We start from the raw sequence: 18,257 nt of genomic DNA on the forward strand, positions 1-18,257 counted from the left end.
CTGGTCTTTGGCACAGGAAACGAACCGAGATGAATGTAAGGCAGCTCGACCTTTCCAGACGCACGATCGCGCTGGCCGCGGCCCTCATCGGCACGGTCTCGCTGGTGATCGGCGCCCATGCTGCTCTCAACATGCGCGCGATCGATGCGGCCAAGGCCGTCTCGACCGACCAGATCACCGGCTCGATCGGCCAGACCTCGCGCCTGGCGCTGGTCATCGGCAATGGACATTACCCCGACGCCAACGCGCCGCTGACGCAGTCGATCAACGACGCCCGCGCGCTGTCCTCGTCCCTGCGCAAGAACGGCTTTGATGTCGACATGGTGGAAGACGCGACCAAGGACGACATGGTCCGCGCCGTCAACCGCCTAAAGTCCCGCATCAAGCACGACACCGTCGTCATGCTGTTCTTTGGCGGCTACGGCGTGCAGGCCGGCCGCGAGAGCTACATGCTGCCGGTCGATGCCGTGATCTGGAAGGAAAGCGACGTCCGCCGCCAGGGCGTCTCCATCGACGGTGTGCTCGACATGATGAAGGAGCAGGGCGCCAAGGCCAAGCTCGTCGTGGTTGACGCCTCCCGCCGCAATCCCTTCGAACGCCGCTTCCGCTCCTACAGCCACGGCCTCGCGCCGATCAGCGCGCCCGACAATGCGCTGATCCTCTCCTCGGCCTCGCCCGGCAAGGTCGTCGACGACGGCAAGGGCGAGCACAGCGTGCTGGTCAGCGAGTTCCTCAACAACCTCAATGCGCAGGGCAGCGCCGAGAGCGTCTTCAACAAGACCCGCCTCGCCATCTCCCGTGCCAGCGAGGGCGATCAGGTCCCGACCATCTCCTCGTCATTGCTCGAGGACGTCCGCTTCGGCGAAGCCGGCGGCTAGTTTTTCTTAGGTCTTGCGACGTACTGCGAAGTCTCGTGCCCCGGACGCGTCGCATCATGCAATGATGCGACGCTGAGCCGGGGCCATTTTTTGGGGCGCGCTGCGCCTGCAACGTCATTGCGAGGAGCTCTCGCGACGAAGCAATCCAGAATCGCTCCGCGGAAAGAATCTGGATTGCTTCGCTTCGCTCGCAATGACGATGGTGACTGCTACTTCGCAGCTTCCGCGCTTGCCATCACCGGGCGTACCGGATCGCCCTCGCGCAGCAGCGCGCCCGCGCGCGCCACGACGACGTCGCCCTCGTTGAGGCCGTCGCGAATCTCGATATTGCCGCCCGACATCAGTCCGACCTCGACGCGCTTGGTCTCGACGCGATTGCGGCGGATCACCTGCACCACCGTGCCGGCCGAGGAATATTGCACAGCGGTCAGCGGCACCGCGACGTTGCAGCTCTGCCCGGACTTGATCAGCGCGCGCCCGCTCGCGTTGAGCAACAGGCGCTTCTGCGAGGAGATGCCGATATAGACCATGCCTTGCTGGATGTTCTGCTCGACGGTCGGTCCGATGCGGCGGATCTTGCCGTCAATGTCGCCGGAGCCGGCGATGCGCACGGTCGCCTGCTGGTTGACCGCGAGCTTGCGCATATCGGTGGTCGCGACCAGGCCGACCAGGTCGTATTCGCTGCGCGCCACGATCGTGAACAGGGCCTCGCCCTTCGCCGATGCGAAATTGCCGATCTGCGCGGTCGAGGTGGCGATCACGCCCGCCACCGGCGCGGTGACCTGAAGCGTGCCGCCTTCCGGCAGCGCCAGCCGGGCCAGCACCTGGCCGGCGGTGGTGGTCTGGCCGGCTTCTGCCAGCACCTCCGTCACCTTCAGGCCGGGACGTTCGGGCCGCACCGAGCTTTCCTCGCGTGCGATGATCGAGCCGGTCGCCTCGACGATGTCGGAGAAGCAGGATTTCGCGACCTTCAGCACCGTGACTGCCGGCCCCTTGGGAGCATCGTCCTCGGCGGCGCCGGCCGGATTTGGGCCGAGCGCGAACACTCCGGCGATGACTGCGGGAAACAGGCTTCGGGCGACGGCACGGGGAAAATGACGCATCGAAAATTCCACAGGGGGTTCAAGCCCTTCAATCGATAGCAGATGGCAACGTGCCGGACCACGGCGCTGTTGCCTCATGGTAGGATGCCGCGTTGGCGTGGCCGCCGCGGCAAGTCCTTGATTAGTCGCGGGATTAGAGATCAGGTTCGCTGCTGCCAAAAAGCGACGGCAGATACTCGCCGGCGGTCAGTTCCGGCGATCGCCGAGCGGCTTGCCTGTGGAACGATCGAGCAGGTGCAGTCCGGTACAGGCCGGACAGGGCACGGACACATGCGTGCGCTCGCCCGGCTCATCGTCAAGCCGATGCTGCACGTTCATGCCGGTCCGTGGGCACTTGAAGACGATCTGACGGTCCATGGCGGATGATATGGCGCCAAGGTCCGCCATTTGAAATTGCGGATCACTACGTAGGCCGATCGACGCCCTTCACGGCAGGCTCAGGAATTCGACCCAGTTCGGCTTCTTGCCGGTGGGATAGGATTTCAGCTTGGTGAGCGCGCCGCTGCTCTGATCAATCGCGTAGACCGTCATGCCGTCGGAGAGCTCGCCGACCGCGGCGAGGTAGCGCCCCGAGGGATCGATGTTGAAGCCGCGCGGCTGCTTCTCGGTCGGCACGCTGCCGATCGTGGTCAGCTTGCCGCTGCCTGCATCGATCCTGTAGGCGGCGAGCGTGTTCGTGGTGCGTTCCGAGGCATAGAGGAAGCGGCCGTCTGGGGTGAGGTGGATGTCGGCGGCCCAGGGTTTGCCACCAAAACCCTCCGGCAGCGCGCTGGTGCGCTGCATCTCGGTCCAGGCGCCGCTCTTGGCCTCATAGCTGAACGCCGCGACATCGCCGTTCAGCTCATGGACGAGATAGACGAACTTGCCGCTCGGGTGAAACACGAAGTGCCGCGGTCCCGATTTCTCCGGCACCTTGACCGCCGGCGGATCGTTCGGCGTCAGCGTGCCCGCCGTTGAATCGAACGCAAAGCTCAGCACCTGGTCGGAGCCGAGATTGGTCGCGAACACGAAGCGGTTATCAGGCGCAGGCAGGAACGCATGCGCGTTCAGCCCGGTCGGGATCACCTGCTTCGGCTCGGCGGCGACGCCATTCGCCTGAAGCGGATTCAGCGCGACCTTGTTGCCGCCATAGGACGCGCTGAACAGGAACTTGCCGCTGCGATCGACCGCGATATTGGCCATGCTGTCGGCGAGCGGACCGTTGCCGACATGGCCGAGCCGGCCGGTTTTGGGATCGATCGCAAAACTGACGGCGAGGTATGGCTGCGAGCGGATTCCGGCGATCAGCACGCGCTTGTCGGGGGTGATCGCGAGCGGCGTCGAGGAGCCGGGCTTTTCCACGCCGGTGAAGGCAGCGGTCTGCACCGGTGTCATCTCGCCGCTTTCGGCCATCTTGAACACGCTGATGTCGTTGCTGTCGGCGTTGCCGACATAAGCGAAGGTTTCGGCCATGCCGGCGCGGACTCCAGGAATGAGGGCAAGAAGTGTGAGGGCGGTGGCGATCGCAGCGCGTGATGCGGTACGTCGAATCGGTGTCGACATGGTCTCCTCCTCGAAGCCGGTGCGGCATCATCGTTTTGCCGTCGAGGATAGCGGGAGGCGCGCCACTGCACCAAATTCCAGATGGAATTGATCGATGCCTAAATTGTATCGGTCGCGCGCGAATGGCTAGCGCGCCGCCGTTACGCTGCGGGAGGGCAGATGCGGGCCCGTCGGATGGTTGGGCGGGCCAAGCACAGTCCATACCGCCACTGCAAGCAGCCCGCAGGTCAGGATGGTCCAGGCGATCAGTCGTCTCCGCATCGGGCCCCGTCCGCCGGCCGAAATCGAGATGTCCCTGCCGGTGATCGTGCACCGCAAACCGCGGCGATCCTATGACCTCGTTCACAGGCGAAGATGTCTCACGCGCAAATGCGAACCAATGCCGCGCCAGTGCATTGAAGCATCATGCCCCGTGAAAACGACCTCGAAGGCAAGCCCGACATGGGCGGCAAGCATGGCGGTCAGAAAGGCCAGCCAAAGCCGCCGCCGCGCCCGCGTGAGGGTGAGAACGACGCGGACGTCGTGGCAAAGCGCCACACCGGTCAAACCGATCACGCCTCGCCACCGACCAAACAAAAGTAGCGCTGTATTCGCGGCGGGAACGGCAGCGTCGCCGTGCCGTTATCCGAACCCACGGCGAATGGAATCGAAACGGAGGCTGGCACGTGTTTTGGATCTATTGGAACACCGCCTGGTCGCTCATCATCAGCGGCATCATGTTCGCCACCATCGTCAGCCATCCCGACGCCGAGATCGCCGAAGTGCGCGCCGCAAAACGTTTGATGTGAATTGTTGCGGCGCCGGAAAGCGCGATGAGATCGGGATGAACCTCATCGCGCTTCAGGTTGCGATCGGATCACGCTCTCATGCGAGGCGGACCCGCCCAGCCGTCAGTAGTCCCAGAACGCCGGGATCCAACGGAACGAATTGCCGTCCACCGCGACATGTCCAATCGAAGGGAATGGCATGTGGGTGGCCACCAGCAATTCGCGGTTCGCGGCCAGCTCGCGCAGCAGACGGACGCGAACGCGCGCGGCCTCTTCGGGATCATGCTCGAACCCGTTGTGCCAGTCGGGGTGATCGAAGCCGACCGTGAATACGGCATCGCCGGCGAATGTCAGCCGGTCGCCGCCCGATGCCAGGCGGACGATGCTGTGCCCGGGGGTATGGCCGCCGGTGCGGGTGACCATCACGCCCGGCGCCACCTCGTGCTCGTCCTCGAAGGTGCGCAGCTGATTGTGGTATTCTTTGGCGAACCGCTTCGCGGTCGCCCGCAGCGCGTCCGGAAATCCCGGCGGCATCGAGACGTGGGTAAAATCGGGGTCCTCCCAGAACTTGACCTCAGCGGCAGCGACGTGGATCCGCAAATCGGGACGCAGCCCTTCCTTCACCTCGTCGACGAGCAGCCCGCCAATGTGATCCATATGCATGTGGGTCAGCACCACATCGGTCACCGCCCCGAGATCAATGCCGGCGGCCTCAAGTCGCTTGCTCAACTGCCCGGCCCGCGGCAGATGCAGGTCCGGATCGGACCCCAATCCCGCATCGACGAGGATGGTCTGGCTGCCGCTCCGCACCACAACCACGTTCAGCGCCCAGTCGAACGCATCCGGCGGCAGGAACATGTCCTTCAGCCAGGCCGCGCGGACGGCCGGATCGGCGTTGTGGGCCAGCATCGCACCCGGCAGCGTCAGCACGCCGTCACTGATCACCATGACGTCGATCTCGCCGATCTTCAGCGCATAGCGCGACGGGACCAGCTCTTCGGGGCGTGGCCTGCTCACATGTGTGGGTTTGTGCAAATTCATGTTCGTCTTCTCCTGGGTATTTCGGATCGCTTGACTCATCTTCGATGCTCCTCTGTTCGTCGTGCCGGTGGGGTGTTCAGAGACTGGTGACGGGCTCCGGGGCGGCCGAGACGAGTGCTCGACCTTCGCTGTTCGGGCATGGTGATGATCTACCGGATCGGGTTTGCCGCTGCGCCAGAGCGATTGCCGTCGCTGTAGAGCGATTGCTGCCAAGGCCTGCGCCTGAGCACGCGACGAGATCGGCGATCTCTGGCGCGCCGACCTGGTGTGACTGCGTAGCGCGTGCTTGAGCGTATCGGTGCAGGCCGAGCTTGACGGCGACCAGCACGGGCACGGCGAACACGAAGAGCAGGGCAACGGCATTGAACGCGGTGTCGAAGGCGATCACCCTTGACTGGCGGATGAGGACGCCGTCCAGCAGGCTCGTGGCGGCGCGGCCGGCCAGTGCGTCCATTCCCCTCGCGCTGAGCATCGCGGCCGTCGAGGTCAGCCGTTCGCTGATCGCGGGAACGCCGGCGGTCAGGTTGGCGCCGAGCACCGTCAGATTGCCGGCAGTGTGGTGCTCGATCAGGGTCTCGAGGCCGGCGACGCCGATGAGGCCGCCGAGCTGCCTGCTCGTGTTGAACAGGCCGATGCCGAAGGCGCGATTACATTCGCTGAGGTTGCCGAAGGCGATCAGGGTGATCGACAGGAACAGGAAACCGAGGCCGAGGCCGCGCAGCAGGATTGCTGCCATCATGTCATGCGCACCGCTTTCGCTGGTCGAGCCCGACAGCATCCACATTGCGATCGTGATCATCAGGATGCCGAAGGGGACCGTGGCGACGGGAGGGACGCGACGGACCTGCATCAGGAAGGCGGCCACCAGCAGCGTGGCGATGAAGAACGCGCCGCTCGGCAGCAGGAGCAGGCCGGCGTCGGTCGGCCTGAACGCCAGAACCGAGACGGCAAAGGACGGGATCAGGAACGCGCTGCCGAACAATGCGGCGCCCGCAACGAAGCTGACGACGAAGGCGAAGCAAAAATCCTCACACTGGAACAACGAGAAATCGAGCAAGCCTTTGCCGCCGGATAGAACTTGCCTGCCGAGAAACGTCAGCAGCGCGGTCGCCCCGAACACCGTAAGCCAGAGGATGCAGCGCTCCTCGAACCAGTCCCATCGGCTGCCCTGGTTGAGGACGTACGCGAAGCAGAAGAGCGCGGCCGAGATCAGCCCGATGCCGATCCAGTCGAGCGGACGGCGCTGGCGCACGACCGGCTTCGGGCCGTCGGCGATCAGCAGCAGGCCGGCAGCCGCGAGCGCCAGCGGAACGACGCTGAAGAAGATCCAGGTCCAGGACCGGCTGTCGATCAGCCAGCCTTGCAGGGCCGGTGCGATCGTCGCGGGAGCGACGACCGATCCCATCGCGAACAAGGCCTGAAGGATCGGTTGCCGGGATCGCGGATAGGCATCGAAGATCGTTGCCTGACCCGTGACGAGCAGGATACCGCCGGCGAGACCCTGAATCATCCGGAGCGCGATCAGCAGATCCAGCCGCTCAGTCACGATCGTCAATCCGCATGCGGTGCCCATCACCAGGGTCGAGCCGATGATCAGGCGGCGAGGATCGACACGGTGCACAACCGAGGGCGCCGTCGTGAATCCGATCAGCTTCAAGGCCATGTATCCGACGTCGAGCCAGGCGAACTCGTCGGGCGTGACATGGACGTCGCCGATGATGTAGCCGCGCCCGAGCGACAGAACCGTGCTCGCGATCGCCTCCGTCAGCGTGGCCAGCACGATGCCCGCGACGAACAGGGCTCCCGCTGCAGGCCGTTCGGGGCGCGATGCCGCGGTGACGATCGCCGTCATGAGCCGCTTCCCTGATCGACGTCGACGCGCGCCGACAGGCCGGGAACCAGGCGGCCGGGCAGCTCATTGTTGATGAAGCGGATCTTCACCGGGACGCGTTGAACGACGCGGACGAAGTTGCCGGTCGCATTGTCCGACGGGAGCATGCTGAAGGCGGATCCGCTGCCCGGCGCAAAGCTGTCCACGACGCCGTCGAGCGCCGTGTGCCTGTAACCGTCGACGACGATGCGTACCCGCTGACCCGGACGGATTTGCTCGATCTGGGTCTCCTTGAAATTCGCGACGACCCAGACGTCCCTGACCGGAACGATGTCGAGCAGGGAAGCACCCGGCGCAACCAGGCGGCCGACAGTGTCGTCGAGATCGATCTGGGCGAGCTCGCGGGCGGCCCGTGCCTGCGCCACCGCAGCGACGGCGGCTTCGCGCTGGCTGGCGAGGACGGCGATGCGCTGCCGCTGCGCCTCGATCGTTGCATCCGCCGCGGAGACCGCTGCCTCGGCTTTCGACAGCGCCGCGTCGCTCTCATCGACCTGGGCCTGGCTGACGGCATTGGTGCGGATCAGCTCGCGGCGCCGGTCCGACGCCTTGCGGGCCAGATTCTTCTCGGCCGCGCTCGCAAGCGCCTGAGCTTCGGCCTGGCGGATCAGAGCATGCTGGAGCTGGATCTCCGCATCGACATTGGTCAGCCGGGCTCGTGCCGCTTCGACATTGGCGGCGGCCTGCGCGAGCCGCGCGCGGTGGTCCCGATCGTCGATCCGGAACAGGACGTCACCCGCGTTGACGGTCTGGTTGTCCTGGACCTCCACGGCGGTGACGTAGCCCGCGACCTTCGGTGCGAGCGAGGTCACGTCGCCGCGGATATAGGCGTTGTCGGTCGACGTCTCGCCGGACCGGGCATAGGTAAATCCCGCGGCCACGACCGCGACGGAGGCGAGGCACAGCGACAGGCCGATCGCCTTCTTGTTCAGATGCACCACGACACCCTCCTGCAATGGCTATGATTCAGTGATGTCCATGTTCACGCTCCCGGTCATTGCGCGGTCCACCCGCCATCGACCGAGATCGCGGTCCCCGTGATCTGGTCCGCCGCGGTCGAGCACAGGAAAGCGACCGTGCCGCGGGCCTCGCCTCGGCGATGAAGCGCGGCCCGTTCGTGTGGGGGCTAGAGGAAGCCGGTCACGTCAGTCGCGCGCTCCGGATCGGCCGAGGCGAGGGCGGCGGCGCGCTCCGCCTTCGGCGGATAGATCCAGACGGTGTTGATCTCCTGCTTGGTCCTCTTGGCGACGTCGCCGACCATCGTCACCTCGCGTTCCCAGCCGCGCGTGAACAGCGCGCCGGCACCGCCGAGGTCGAGGCAGGTGACGTAGCCTTTCTGGTGGTAAGGCCTGGTCGCAAGACCAAGCAGCTCGGCCGCGGCATTGTTGCCGGCGAAGGCGCCCATCCGCGTGGCGTGCTGGCACGACATCAGCGCGTAATTGCCGTCGTCGTCGCAGGCGGCCCGTGCCGCATCGCCGGCCGCGAAGACGTCCTGAACGCTGGACACCTGCAGACAGCGGTCGACCAGTAATCGACCGAAATTGTCGCGCTCGCCGGGAATTTGCGCCGTCAAGGGCGCCGCACGAATGCCCGCCGCCCAGATCACGGTTTCGGTCTCGATGTGTTCGCCGCTGGACAGGGTGACGCCGGCCTCGTCGAGCGAGGCGACGCCGGCGCCGAGGCGGGTTTCCACACCGAGCTTGCGAAGAGCGTCCTCGATGACAGGGCGCGGGCCTGCGCCCATGTCGGGCGCGATCTCCTTGTTGCGATCAACGATGATGACGCGGGTGCTGGCGCTTGCGCCGAGGATATCGCGAAGCCGCGCCGGCATTTCCGTGGCCGCCTCGATGCCGGTGAAGCCGCCGCCGGCGACGACGACGGTGTCGCGCCCGTTCGTGGCCGGCCGCCTGGCGAGGCCATGCAGGTGCTTGTCGAGCGTGATCGCGTCCTCGAGTGAATCGACGCTGAAGCCGTGCTCGGCAAGGCCCGGAATGTTCGGACGGAACAGCCGGCTGCCGGTGGTCACGACGAGGCGGTCGTAAGAGAGCGTCTTCTTCGTGCCCTTCGCTGTCGCGATCTTCACCATGCTGGATTTGGTGTCGACCGCCTCGGCGATGCCTTGCACATAGGTGACGTCGATGGCCTCGAGCACGTCGAGCAAGGGCGCCGTCAAGGTCTCTGGCTTCGGTTCATAGAGCCGCGGGCGAACCACGAGCGTCGGCTCGGGGGCAACCAGCGCGATCTCGAGCTGGTCTGGCGTGACGCCCTGAATCTCGCGCAGGCGCGCTGCGGAAAGGGCGGCATACATGCCGGCGAAGCCGGCGCCGATGATGACTAGTCGCATGAGTTTACTCCTTGATCTCTGCGTTTCGAAAATCCATACGGGAGCCGTCGCAGCCCCGCTCAGGGCAGCGTCGGCGACGGCACGAAGTGAAGTCGGTCGTCGGCCCTAAGGCGCGATGCAGCGCGACAGCGGCGAGCTCGATGGCCAGCCTTGACGGAAGACGACCGATTGAGTCCGCGAGCCCCAGTCCGGATAGGGAAGGCCGGAGCCATTCCGATTCATGATCGACACCAGCGGGTAGGTCGGGTGCATGGCATGTGCCGGAATCTCCACCTCCTCGCCCGTTGCGGACGTGAAGCGAACGGCCAGCGAGAGTCCGTACAAGGTTGCGGTCGCAAGGCCCCGGCGACGCGACGCGATCACCCGCCGGCCGATGAAGTTCTTCCAATTCGTCTCTTTCCGGCGCATCTCTTTCCAGCTCATCTTCGGTCTCCCTCGATTGGTCTGGGCATGATGATGGTCTAGTCGATCGCATCTGCCGCTGCGCCAGAGCGATTGCCGTGACTGCAGCGCGATTGCTGTTAACGCTGGCGCTTGCGCCAATCGCGCGGGCTCTCGCCGGTCGCGCAGAAGCGCCGGCCCCGCGTGCATTGCGCTCCGACGTTCGCTGCGGAAAATGATGTTGACGAGGGGCAATGATCGGCGATGTCCCGTCGGACGTCGAGCCGGTCGGCATGATCGTCATGGTGCGGGGGCGCGCGTCATGAACGCGTCCCGCCGACGAAGGACTTAGCTTGCGCTTCGAACGATCGTCGTTATCGCCTGTGGCGCCTGCGCCAGTCGCTCGGCGTCTCGCCAGTCAATTTGCGGAATGCCGCAGCGAAGGCGGTCTGCGAAGAATAGCCGAGAGTTGCCGCAATCGAGACGACCGTGTCGTCGCTGTCGCGCAGCATCTTCATGGCCTGTTCGAGCCGGTGCTGGCGCAGCCAGGAATGCGGGGACAGGCCGGTGCTTTCCTTGAAGGCGCGGCAGAAGTGAAAGCGCGACAGACCCGCGTCTGACGCCAGCGCGTCGAGCGAGACGTCGGCATCGCTGTCCGAGCGGAGGCGTTCGATCGCGCGGAGCAGGATCTTCGGTGCCAGCCCGCCCGTTGTCGGCATGAACGCTGCCGGCGTGCCCGTATGGGCGGCCAGAATGCGCGTGGCCAGAAGATCCGTCAGCTGATGCCGGAACAGATCGTCCAGCGCGCCATGACCTTCGATCGCGTCCGCCGCGCTCAGCAGCAGTCGCGACGTGATGGGGTCGGGGTGCGCCGTTCGTTCGAGCAGGTCGGCCGGTGCGGTTCCGGCCTCGTCGGCAACGCGCTTGAGCGTCGCATCGGGAAGATAGAGCTGAACCACGTCGACCGGTTTCGGAATGTCCCATCTGGAGCTCGAACCTTCCGGAATGATGATCAGCACGCCGGGACGAAACGTGCCGATCGCAACCGATCGTCCCGAACGCCGCTCCATGCGCTGCATCACGCCGTTATAGGCCATGATCACGTGGTGGCTCATGGGCTCGACCACGTCGTGCAGCGGATCGTGCTTCCAATGCGCGATGCCGGCACCCGTGGCGTCCAGCGCCATGCGAAACGGCTCGGTCCTGAGCACGCGCGCCATCTCCGCGCCGGCAACGGGCCGGTCGGAGTGCGCGCTGTCCTCCGGCTGTGCGTGAGGTGCGGATGGTAAGCCCTGCTGCGAGGGATCGCGCATGGAAGCGGTGTTCCCGGTCATTGGGACTCTCCTGATCGTGTCGAACTTCAGATCAGTGGTCCGTGTTTCTACGGACCGGGGTGCGTTCTATGGGTTGCAGGACGTGGCGTATTGCCTGAAGCAGCCATGTTTTGCCTGATCCTGCGCCAAGCCGGCGCGCGTTTTCGCGAACGCACGGCGGGCGAGGGGAGACGTTCCATGACAAAGGGGTTGGCGGGCCCGCTAAGCCGCCGCTTGCGCCGACAGGAGCTGCTTCAATTTCGCAGCCGGCACGGCCGGGCTGAACAACCAGCCCTGCATCTGGCTGCATCCGAGCTGACGCAGCACCGCGCGCTGGGCCTCGGTCTCGACGCCTTCGGCGGTCGTCGCCATGCGGCGGGCGGCGGCCATGTGCACCACGGCCTGCACGATCGGCGAGGAATCTTCGGACCGACCGATGTCGTTGATGAAGCTGCGGTCGATCTTGATCTTGTCGAACGGGAAGCGGTGCAGATAGCTCAGCGAGGAATAGCCGGTGCCGAAATCGTCGAGCGCGATGCGCACGCCGAGCTCGCGCAGCTGCTGGAGGATCGTCAGCGCCTCCTCGTCGTCGCGGATCAGCACGGTCTCGGTGATCTCGAGCTCGAGCCGCCCCGGCGCAAGGCCGGACTCCGCGAGCGCGGCGGCGACCTTGAGCGCCAGCGTCCGTGAGCGGAATTGCACCGGCGACACATTTACCGCGATGTGGATCTGGCCGGGCCAGCTCGCGGCTTCCAGGCAGGCCTGCTTCAGCACCCACTCACCGATCTCGCCGATCAGGCCGATGTCTTCGGCGATAGGGATGAAATCCGCGGGCGAGACCATGCCGCGCTCGGGGTGGCGCCAGCGCAGCAGTGCCTCGCAGCCGGTCACGACGTTGGCCGCGAGGTCGACCAGCGGCTGGTAGTGCACCTCGAACTCGCAGCGCGCAAGCGCTTGGCGCAAGTCGAGCTCGAGCTGCCGCCGCTGCCGCGCCTTGGCGTCGTATTCGGGTGAGAAGATGCGGAAGGTGCGGCGTCCTTCCGATTTCGCGGCATACATCGCCAGATCGGCGCGTTTAAGCAGATCGTCGATATTGTCGCCATGGTCGGGCGCGATCGCGATGCCGATGCTGGCATCGGTCGGGATTTCCTGGCCCTTGCAATTCACGGGCATGCGCAGCGCCGCAAGAATGGTTTCCGCCAGCGCCGTCAGCTCGGCCGGATCGTTGGTGCCAGCCTTGATGACGGCGAATTCGTCGCCGCCGAGCCGCGCGACCATGTCGTTGCCACTGACGCAGGCGCGCAGGCGATTCGCGACCTGGCGCAACAGCTCGTCGCCGACCTCGTGTCCGAGCGAATCGTTGACGCCCTTGAACTCGTCGACGTCGATATAGAGGATCGCGAACGGCTTGCCCTGGCCGAGCTCGGCGACGCGCCGCTCCAGATGGCCGCGCATCAGCACGCGGTTGGGCAGGTCGGTCAGTGCGTCGTAATGCGCCATGTGCGCGATGCGCTCGTCGGCGCGAATGCGCTCGGTGACGTCGTCATGGGTCGCGAGCCAGCCGCCGGCAGCGCTCGGCTGGCTCTTGATCTCGATCAGGCGGCCGTCGGTCGTCTCGACGATTGTGCTCTGGGTGCGCCCGACTTTGCTCAGGATGCCGTCGCAATAGGATTCGACGTCGCCGTGGAAAGAGCCGGTATCATGACGGTGCTGGATCACGTCGCGGAAATAGGCGCCGGGCTTCACCACTTCGCTCGACAGGGCGTACATCTCGATGTAGCGCCGGTTGCAGACGATCATCCGCTCGTCCTGATCGAACATCAGGAGGCCCTGCGTCATGGTGTTCATCGCAGTATCGAGCCGCTGCTTCTCCAGCGACAGCCGATGCGTCATCTGACGGAAGATCAGATAGAGCGTGAGCACCAGCAGGCCGATCGACAGCACGGCAACGGTGACGAAGAATTTGGTCTGGGTGCGCCATGTGGCCAGCGTCGCATCGAGTGATTTGGTCGCGACGATCACCAGCGGCTCGCCGGTGAGGAGGCGCGAGGCGACGATGCGGTCCTTGCCGTCGATCGGGCTTGCGAGCTGCGTCGTGACGAAGGTGCGCTCGAACACCGCCCTCTGCTCCGGCGTGCCCTTGCGGTAGTTCTGCCCGATCATCGCCTCGACATGCGGAACGCGCGCGAGCAGCTGACCGTTCTGGTGGTGCATCGCGATCGAGGATTCCTCGCCGAGCCCGGTCGAGGCGAAGAAGGATTCGAGCTGCCCCGGTGCGATCGCGCGCGAGACAATTCCAAGGAATTCACCATGCGGGCCGGAGACGCGCCGCGCGAACACGATGGCCGGTCCGTTGCCGAACCGGCCCTGGACCACCTCGATCTCTTCCTGCGCGGCCGGATCGTTCTTGAGGCGATTGAAATAGCCACGGTCGGCGATCGAAACGTCGGCGACCGGCCAGCGCCGTGACGAATTGATCAGGATGCCGTTCGAATCGAACACGTTGGCGCCGGCGACGTCGGACCAGCCGCTGGCCTTTGCGCGCAGCACCTCGTGCATGGCGAGCGTGCCCATCTCGCTGCGGAAGATTTCGGCGGATTCGATGCCATGGCTTTCGAGCTCGGCGATGATGCTCTTCTGCAGCACCGCAAAGTCCTCGAACTCGCGGTCGAAATGCCGGGCCAGCAGCCGGACGGAGTTTTCCAGACTGTCGCGGCCGCTCTCGATCGCATTCTGCCGGAAGCGGTCGACGGTGAGCGCGGTGGCGATGGCGGTCGCGGCCATCAGCACAAAGCCGCCGACGATCAGCCATGTCAGCGGCGCACCGCGCCAGCGGCGTAGCAACGCGCGCATCCGCGCGGTCCATCGTATCGATGTGCCCATCCCAGCCCTCCCGTTGGACGCAAGATGCAGCAAAACCGACAAGACGCCGTTACCAGCGAAGGTTAGGAGAATATGAATCGGAGCGAAATCAGAGGGTTGTTCCCTGGCGTCACCGGCGGATCTGCCGGTCCGGCGAGGCCTTTCACGGCGATATTCTTGGGGGGCTTGTCCGGCCGTATCAGTCCAACGATCGTCTTGCTGCCGCAGCCAAATCGGCGCAATTTGCGCATCCGGCTGATTTGCGACCCAAGGTTCTGATTAAGGTTCTTCCGATGATGACCGCGTCCAAGGCCTTCATTGCACTCTGTCTGCTCGCGGTGATCGGCACCGTGCTGGTGATCGGCCCCACCGAGCTGCGCCGCCTGCTGCCGTCGGGGGCGAAGACTGAGGTCGCCATCGCGGCCAAGCCGGAGGCCAAGGCCGAAGCCAAGGCCGAGCCCAAAGCGGAAGCGAAGGTCGAAACCAGGTCGGAACCCAAACCGGAACAGCAGAAGCTTGTTTCTAACGCGCCGCCGTCACCAGCCGCGTCGCCGTCACCTGCGCCCCAGCCGAAGGCCGACGCGCTGGCCGAGACGCAGAAGCAGGTCGCGGCGCTGGCCGATATCGCGCCGGTCAAGCCAGCGCCGCCTGTGGCCGATGCCGGCCCCCGTTTCGACGTCGCGCGCATCGACGATCATGGCGAGGCGGCGGTGATCGCCGGGCGGGCCGCCCCGGGTTCGAAGGTCGAGTTGCTGCGCGACGGCAAGCCGCTCGACTCGGTCGTGGCCGATGCATCCGGTCAGTTCGTGATGACCCCGCCGCAGCTTCCGGCCGGCTCCTATGAGCTGACCCTGCGGGCGAGGTCGGCCGACGGGACGGTCACGCAATCCAGCCGCTCCATGCCTGTGACCATCGCCGAGGTCGCACCGCCGCCGGCACGCCCGGCACCGGCCGTGCGTCAGGAAGCGAAACAGGCAGAGACGCCCGGCGACAAGTCGGATGTCGTAGCGTCCTTGCCCTCGGCGTCGCCGCGCCTGGCCTCGGTACCCGACAACCCTGCGGCTCGGCCCAGATTGACCGGCGCGCCAAAGCCGAGGTCCATGGCGCGGACACCGGCCCACACGACCCTTGCATCGGCCTCGCCGGCGGAGGCGCTCAGCGGTGCACCCGCGGAAGCCGGTGGCAGCCGTGTGATCTCCCGCGGCGACAGCCTGTGGGCGCTCAGCCGGCTCGCCTATGGCGACGGCGCCCGCTACGCCGTGATCTTCAACGCCAACCGCGGCAAGATCCAGAACCCCAATTTGATCTATCCCGGCCAGACCTTCGTCGTGCCGCAAAAGGCGCAGTGAGGACCGAAAGCAGCGAGGCAACATCGCCCGCGACGCTTTGCCCTGTGTCGCCATGGAACATTCGGTTCCTGAGCGCGTCGTCATGATGCGGCGCAGTGCGCGCTTGGCGCTGGGAGGAGCCGAGGTGTTCAGGTCAGCTTTGGTGTCGGGACGCATGGGACTGGCGCTGACCGGCGCTGCCCTCCTGTTTGTGGCAATGCTGCTGCCGAATAAAGCCGAAGCTCAGTTCGGAATCCGCGGCGGCCCCGTCGGGGTCGCGCGTTTTGCCGTTGGTCACGTGCTCGGCATGGCGCGCTTGCGTCATTCCCGCATGGCGGTGCGCGGAAGTCGCTACCGCTCCGCAGCGCTGAGGTCGCAGGATCCTCGCGGTGCCGAGCGCGGCCAGCCGGCCAACCCTTATGTCATGCGTGCCGCGCTCACGGCGCAGGCTGCGCTATCGGGCTGGCAGGGCGGAAGGCGTCCGCAGGGCTGGTGGCGCCATCCCGACGGCAGCTATGGCTGGGTCGGCCCGGTGTTCTGGCCGTTCGCGCATGACGATCTCACAACCGCAGTCATCTTGGGCGATACCACCAGCTTCTCGCTGTATGGCTATGGCGACATCTATGCCGCGATCTTCGCGCCTTACGCCGCCACCGAGCTTGCCGCTTACACCGCCCCGCAAGGCCGGCGCGCGCGGAAAATCCCGTCTGCCGAGGCTCTCTGCGACGCCAGCGACACCGGCGGCTTGCCCGTCGAACGCATCGCCGGCACCGTGCAGCCGAACGAATTGCAGCGCACCGCGCTCGACGAGCTCGCATCGGCTTGGAGTGCTGCGCGCGATACCATCCGCGCAGCCTGTCCGGAGCAGGCTCCGGCCACCGCTTCCGAGCGTCTCGGCCTGATGCGCGAGCGGCTCGAGGCCATGATCAAGGCAACGGACGCGGTCGCGGCGCCGCTTGCGAAATTCGTCGGTCTCCTCACCGATGACCAGAAGGCCAGGCTCGATGCGCTCGCCAATGAGCGTCGCGCCGCGCTTGCCGCGGTCCAGCGCAAGGATGCGCAGAAGGACATGCAGGCGGCCGCCGCTGCCTGCGCGCCGGACTATGATCCTCGTTACGACGAAAAGGCGCAGCGCCAATACGAGCAGCTCGTGCAGCAGCAATGGCCCGCCGACATCGCCTCCACGCTCAAGCTCGACGAGGTCGCCCGCGCCCGTCTCGACGTGCTCCAGGACACCACGCTGCGTACCTTGGAGACGCTGAGCGCCTGTCCCGCGAAGACGGCGGAGACACCGCAGGCCCGCCTTGCTTCCGTGAAGACACGGCTGGAGGCGATGCTGCAGGCAGTCGGCGGCATCAGCGATGCGCTCGACGATTTCCAGGCCGATCTGAGCGACGAGCAGAAGGCCGGCTTCGAAGCGATCGGGCCGAAGCGCGGCGCGTCAGCGGCCGCGCGATCGTGAAGATCGGTCTGCGTGTGTCAAGCTCTACTCCGCCGCCAAGATCGTGCCCTCGACCTCACCAAACCCCACGCGATAGCCGTTGCCCTGGCACCAGCCGCGCATGACGAGGCTGTCGCCGTCATCGAGGAACGAGCGCTTGGCGCCACCGGGCAGCTCGACCGGCTCGGTGCCGTTCCAGCTGATCTCCAGAAGACTGCCGCGCTGCTCCTTCTCGGGCCCCGAGATGGTGCCGCTGCCCAGGAGGTCGCCGACATTCATGGCGCAGCCTGAGGAGGCGTGGTGCATCAGCTGCTGCACCGAGGACCAGTACATGTATTTGAAATTGGTGCGGCTGATGCTCGCCGGCGCATTTGTGCCCGCGGCGCGCAAGGAGACGTCGAGCGCGATGTCGTAGTTCTGTGGCTTCGTCTGCCTGAGATAATCGAGCGGCGCCGGCTCCTGCTCAGGCCCTTTCAGCCGGAACGGCTCCAGCGCCTCGCGCGTCACCACCCAGGGGCTGATCGAGGTCGCGAACGCTTTCGCAAGGAACGGCCCGAGCGGCACATATTCCCATTGCTGGATGTCGCGCGCGCTCCAGTCGTTGAGCAGCACGAAGCCGAAGATCATCTCCTCGGCCTGTTGCTCGCTCAGCATGCCGCCCATCGGCGAAGGCTGGCCGATCACGACACCCATCTCCAGCTCGAAGTCGAGCCGCTTGCACGGTGCAAAGCTCGGCAGCTCCACGTTCGGCGGCTTCAGCTGGCCGCGCGGCCGTTTCACCTTGGTGCCGGAGACCACGACGGTGGAGGCGCGGCCGTTATAGGCGATCGGCATGTGCAGCCAATTCGGCTGCAGCGCGTTGTCCTTGCCGCGGAACATCACGCCGACATTGGTGGCGTGCTCCTTCGACGAATAGAAGTCGGTATAGCCGGAGACAGTGAACGGCAGGTGCAATCTGGCATCGCGCATCGGGACGAGCGCGCGCGAACGCAACTGTTGATTGTCGCGAAGCTCCGGATTGTCGTGTCGCAAGAGTTCGCTGATGCGCGCGCGGGTTTTGGACCAGACCTTTGGACCCAGATGCATCAGGGCGTTCAGCCCTCCAGCAAAGGTGCCGGGATCGCCGGCACTGATCAGGCCATCTTGCTCGATCTCCCAAAGGTCGAGCACGTAGTCGCCAATCGCGACGCCGAGACGCGGAGCGCGCCCATCCGCGGTCGAGAACACGCCATAAGGCAGGTTCTGGATCGGGAAATCGGAGGCGGGATCGACCTCGATGAAGGAGCGGAGGCTGGGGTCGTTGGGGTGGGGCACGCGGATTCTCCAATCAAAAATTCGTCATGCCCGGGCTCGACCCGGGCATCCATCA

At 65.7% G+C, this 18,257-nt stretch carries 16 protein-coding genes and 1 pseudogene; 5 read left to right on the plus strand and 12 right to left on the minus strand.

Annotation, left to right across the window (positions count from 1 at the left end; genetic code table 11):
* Positions 1-29: 29 nt before the first annotated feature.
* Positions 30-878: a caspase family protein gene (locus LPJ38_RS05690; RefSeq protein WP_145642057.1), complete on the plus strand. Its 849-nt coding sequence runs from the start codon at positions 30-32 to the stop codon at positions 876-878.
* A 209-nt stretch (positions 879-1,087) separates the two neighbouring features.
* Here the strand turns inward: LPJ38_RS05690 and LPJ38_RS05695 are convergent, their stop codons facing one another.
* The 3 genes from LPJ38_RS05695 to LPJ38_RS05705 all read right to left on the minus strand — a co-directional run bounded on the left by LPJ38_RS05695 (position 1,088) and on the right by LPJ38_RS05705 (position 3,523).
* On the minus strand, positions 1,088-1,981 hold the full coding sequence (locus LPJ38_RS05695; protein WP_167520772.1) for an efflux RND transporter periplasmic adaptor subunit: 894 nt from the start codon (positions 1,979-1,981) through the stop codon (positions 1,088-1,090).
* A 186-nt stretch (positions 1,982-2,167) separates the two neighbouring features.
* Positions 2,168-2,338, minus strand: coding sequence for a hypothetical protein (locus LPJ38_RS05700; protein ID WP_167520771.1), 171 nt, complete (start codon positions 2,336-2,338; stop codon positions 2,168-2,170).
* A 69-nt stretch (positions 2,339-2,407) separates the two neighbouring features.
* Positions 2,408-3,523, minus strand: coding sequence for a lactonase family protein (locus LPJ38_RS05705; protein WP_145642052.1), 1,116 nt, complete (start codon positions 3,521-3,523; stop codon positions 2,408-2,410).
* Between the two features lie 405 nt (positions 3,524-3,928).
* Here LPJ38_RS05705 and LPJ38_RS05710 point away from each other — a divergent pair, with 405 nt between their 5' ends.
* Both LPJ38_RS05710 and LPJ38_RS37910 read left to right on the plus strand, forming a co-directional pair.
* Entirely contained in the window at positions 3,929-4,105 is a 177-nt protein-coding gene (locus tag LPJ38_RS05710) for a hypothetical protein (RefSeq protein ID WP_158644807.1), read from the plus strand.
* Between the two features lie 83 nt (positions 4,106-4,188).
* The gene (locus LPJ38_RS37910; protein WP_008565198.1) at positions 4,189-4,311 is read left to right on the plus strand and encodes a hypothetical protein; all 123 of its coding nucleotides are present in this window, start codon (positions 4,189-4,191) and stop codon (positions 4,309-4,311) included.
* Between the two features lie 102 nt (positions 4,312-4,413).
* Here LPJ38_RS37910 and LPJ38_RS05715 read toward each other — a convergent pair whose 3' ends face one another.
* From LPJ38_RS05715 to LPJ38_RS05750, 8 genes and pseudogenes are all read right to left on the minus strand, one after another.
* Positions 4,414-5,370: an MBL fold metallo-hydrolase gene (locus tag LPJ38_RS05715; RefSeq protein ID WP_145642050.1), complete on the minus strand. Its 957-nt coding sequence runs from the start codon at positions 5,368-5,370 to the stop codon at positions 4,414-4,416.
* A gap of 37 nt (positions 5,371-5,407) precedes the next feature.
* Positions 5,408-7,183 (minus strand): MFS transporter, encoded by a 1,776-nt coding sequence (locus tag LPJ38_RS05720; RefSeq protein WP_145642048.1) that lies wholly within the window; start codon positions 7,181-7,183, stop codon positions 5,408-5,410.
* On the minus strand, positions 7,180-8,160 hold the full coding sequence (locus LPJ38_RS05725; RefSeq protein ID WP_145642046.1) for an HlyD family secretion protein: 981 nt from the start codon (positions 8,158-8,160) through the stop codon (positions 7,180-7,182). The genes LPJ38_RS05720 and LPJ38_RS05725 overlap by 4 nt, the downstream gene beginning before the upstream one ends.
* 53 nt (positions 8,161-8,213) lie before the next feature.
* Positions 8,214-8,300, minus strand: a pseudogene (locus tag LPJ38_RS05730) (3-hydroxybutyrate dehydrogenase); the annotation flags it as partial.
* A 45-nt stretch (positions 8,301-8,345) separates the two neighbouring features.
* On the minus strand, positions 8,346-9,563 hold the full coding sequence (locus LPJ38_RS05735) for an NAD(P)/FAD-dependent oxidoreductase (RefSeq protein ID WP_145642044.1): 1,218 nt from the start codon (positions 9,561-9,563) through the stop codon (positions 8,346-8,348).
* A 105-nt stretch (positions 9,564-9,668) separates the two neighbouring features.
* Positions 9,669-9,986 (minus strand): hypothetical protein, encoded by a 318-nt coding sequence (locus LPJ38_RS05740; RefSeq protein ID WP_231088580.1) that lies wholly within the window; start codon positions 9,984-9,986, stop codon positions 9,669-9,671.
* 332 nt (positions 9,987-10,318) lie between these two features.
* Complete coding sequence (locus LPJ38_RS05745) at positions 10,319-11,278, minus strand: helix-turn-helix transcriptional regulator (RefSeq protein WP_145642042.1); 960 nt, start codon at positions 11,276-11,278, stop codon at positions 10,319-10,321.
* A gap of 201 nt (positions 11,279-11,479) precedes the next feature.
* Positions 11,480-14,140 (minus strand): bifunctional diguanylate cyclase/phosphodiesterase, encoded by a 2,661-nt coding sequence (locus tag LPJ38_RS05750; RefSeq protein WP_145642040.1) that lies wholly within the window; start codon positions 14,138-14,140, stop codon positions 11,480-11,482.
* Positions 14,141-14,412: 272 nt separating this feature from the next.
* On the opposite strand from LPJ38_RS05750, the gene LPJ38_RS05755 reads away from it, so the two are divergent.
* Both LPJ38_RS05755 and LPJ38_RS05760 read left to right on the plus strand, forming a co-directional pair.
* The gene (locus LPJ38_RS05755) at positions 14,413-15,468 is read left to right on the plus strand and encodes a LysM peptidoglycan-binding domain-containing protein (RefSeq protein ID WP_145642038.1); all 1,056 of its coding nucleotides are present in this window, start codon (positions 14,413-14,415) and stop codon (positions 15,466-15,468) included.
* Between the two features lie 154 nt (positions 15,469-15,622).
* The gene (locus LPJ38_RS05760; RefSeq protein WP_231088713.1) at positions 15,623-16,909 is read left to right on the plus strand and encodes a Spy/CpxP family protein refolding chaperone; all 1,287 of its coding nucleotides are present in this window, start codon (positions 15,623-15,625) and stop codon (positions 16,907-16,909) included.
* A gap of 24 nt (positions 16,910-16,933) precedes the next feature.
* Here LPJ38_RS05760 and fahA read toward each other — a convergent pair whose 3' ends face one another.
* A complete protein-coding gene (fahA, locus tag LPJ38_RS05765; RefSeq protein ID WP_145642036.1) occupies positions 16,934-18,202 on the minus strand; it encodes a fumarylacetoacetase in 1,269 nt (422 codons plus the stop codon).
* Positions 18,203-18,257: the final 55 nt, after the last annotated feature.

The sequence above is a fragment of the Bradyrhizobium daqingense genome, from assembly GCF_021044685.1.
In the GTDB taxonomy this organism is placed as follows: domain Bacteria; phylum Pseudomonadota; class Alphaproteobacteria; order Rhizobiales; family Xanthobacteraceae; genus Bradyrhizobium; species Bradyrhizobium daqingense.

Excerpts from the sequence above, each read along its gene's own strand:
- LPJ38_RS05690 (WP_145642057.1), top strand. The coding sequence starts at position 30 with ATGAATGTAAGGCAGCTCGACCTTTCCAGACGCACGATCGCGCTGGCC.
- LPJ38_RS05695 (WP_167520772.1), bottom strand. The coding sequence starts at position 1,981 with ATGCGTCATTTTCCCCGTGCCGTCGCCCGAAGCCTGTTTCCCGCAGTC.
- LPJ38_RS05700 (WP_167520771.1), bottom strand. The coding sequence starts at position 2,338 with ATGGACCGTCAGATCGTCTTCAAGTGCCCACGGACCGGCATGAACGTG.
- LPJ38_RS05705 (WP_145642052.1), bottom strand. The coding sequence starts at position 3,523 with ATGTCGACACCGATTCGACGTACCGCATCACGCGCTGCGATCGCCACC.
- LPJ38_RS05710 (WP_158644807.1), top strand. The coding sequence starts at position 3,929 with ATGCCCCGTGAAAACGACCTCGAAGGCAAGCCCGACATGGGCGGCAAG.
- LPJ38_RS05715 (WP_145642050.1), bottom strand. The coding sequence starts at position 5,370 with ATGAGTCAAGCGATCCGAAATACCCAGGAGAAGACGAACATGAATTTG.
- LPJ38_RS05720 (WP_145642048.1), bottom strand. The coding sequence starts at position 7,183 with ATGACGGCGATCGTCACCGCGGCATCGCGCCCCGAACGGCCTGCAGCG.
- LPJ38_RS05735 (WP_145642044.1), bottom strand. The coding sequence starts at position 9,563 with ATGCGACTAGTCATCATCGGCGCCGGCTTCGCCGGCATGTATGCCGCC.
- LPJ38_RS05740 (WP_231088580.1), bottom strand. The coding sequence starts at position 9,986 with ATGAGCTGGAAAGAGATGCGCCGGAAAGAGACGAATTGGAAGAACTTC.
- LPJ38_RS05745 (WP_145642042.1), bottom strand. The coding sequence starts at position 11,278 with ATGACCGGGAACACCGCTTCCATGCGCGATCCCTCGCAGCAGGGCTTA.
- LPJ38_RS05750 (WP_145642040.1), bottom strand. The coding sequence starts at position 14,140 with ATGGGCACATCGATACGATGGACCGCGCGGATGCGCGCGTTGCTACGC.
- LPJ38_RS05755 (WP_145642038.1), top strand. The coding sequence starts at position 14,413 with ATGATGACCGCGTCCAAGGCCTTCATTGCACTCTGTCTGCTCGCGGTG.
- LPJ38_RS05760 (WP_231088713.1), top strand. The coding sequence starts at position 15,623 with ATGGGACTGGCGCTGACCGGCGCTGCCCTCCTGTTTGTGGCAATGCTG.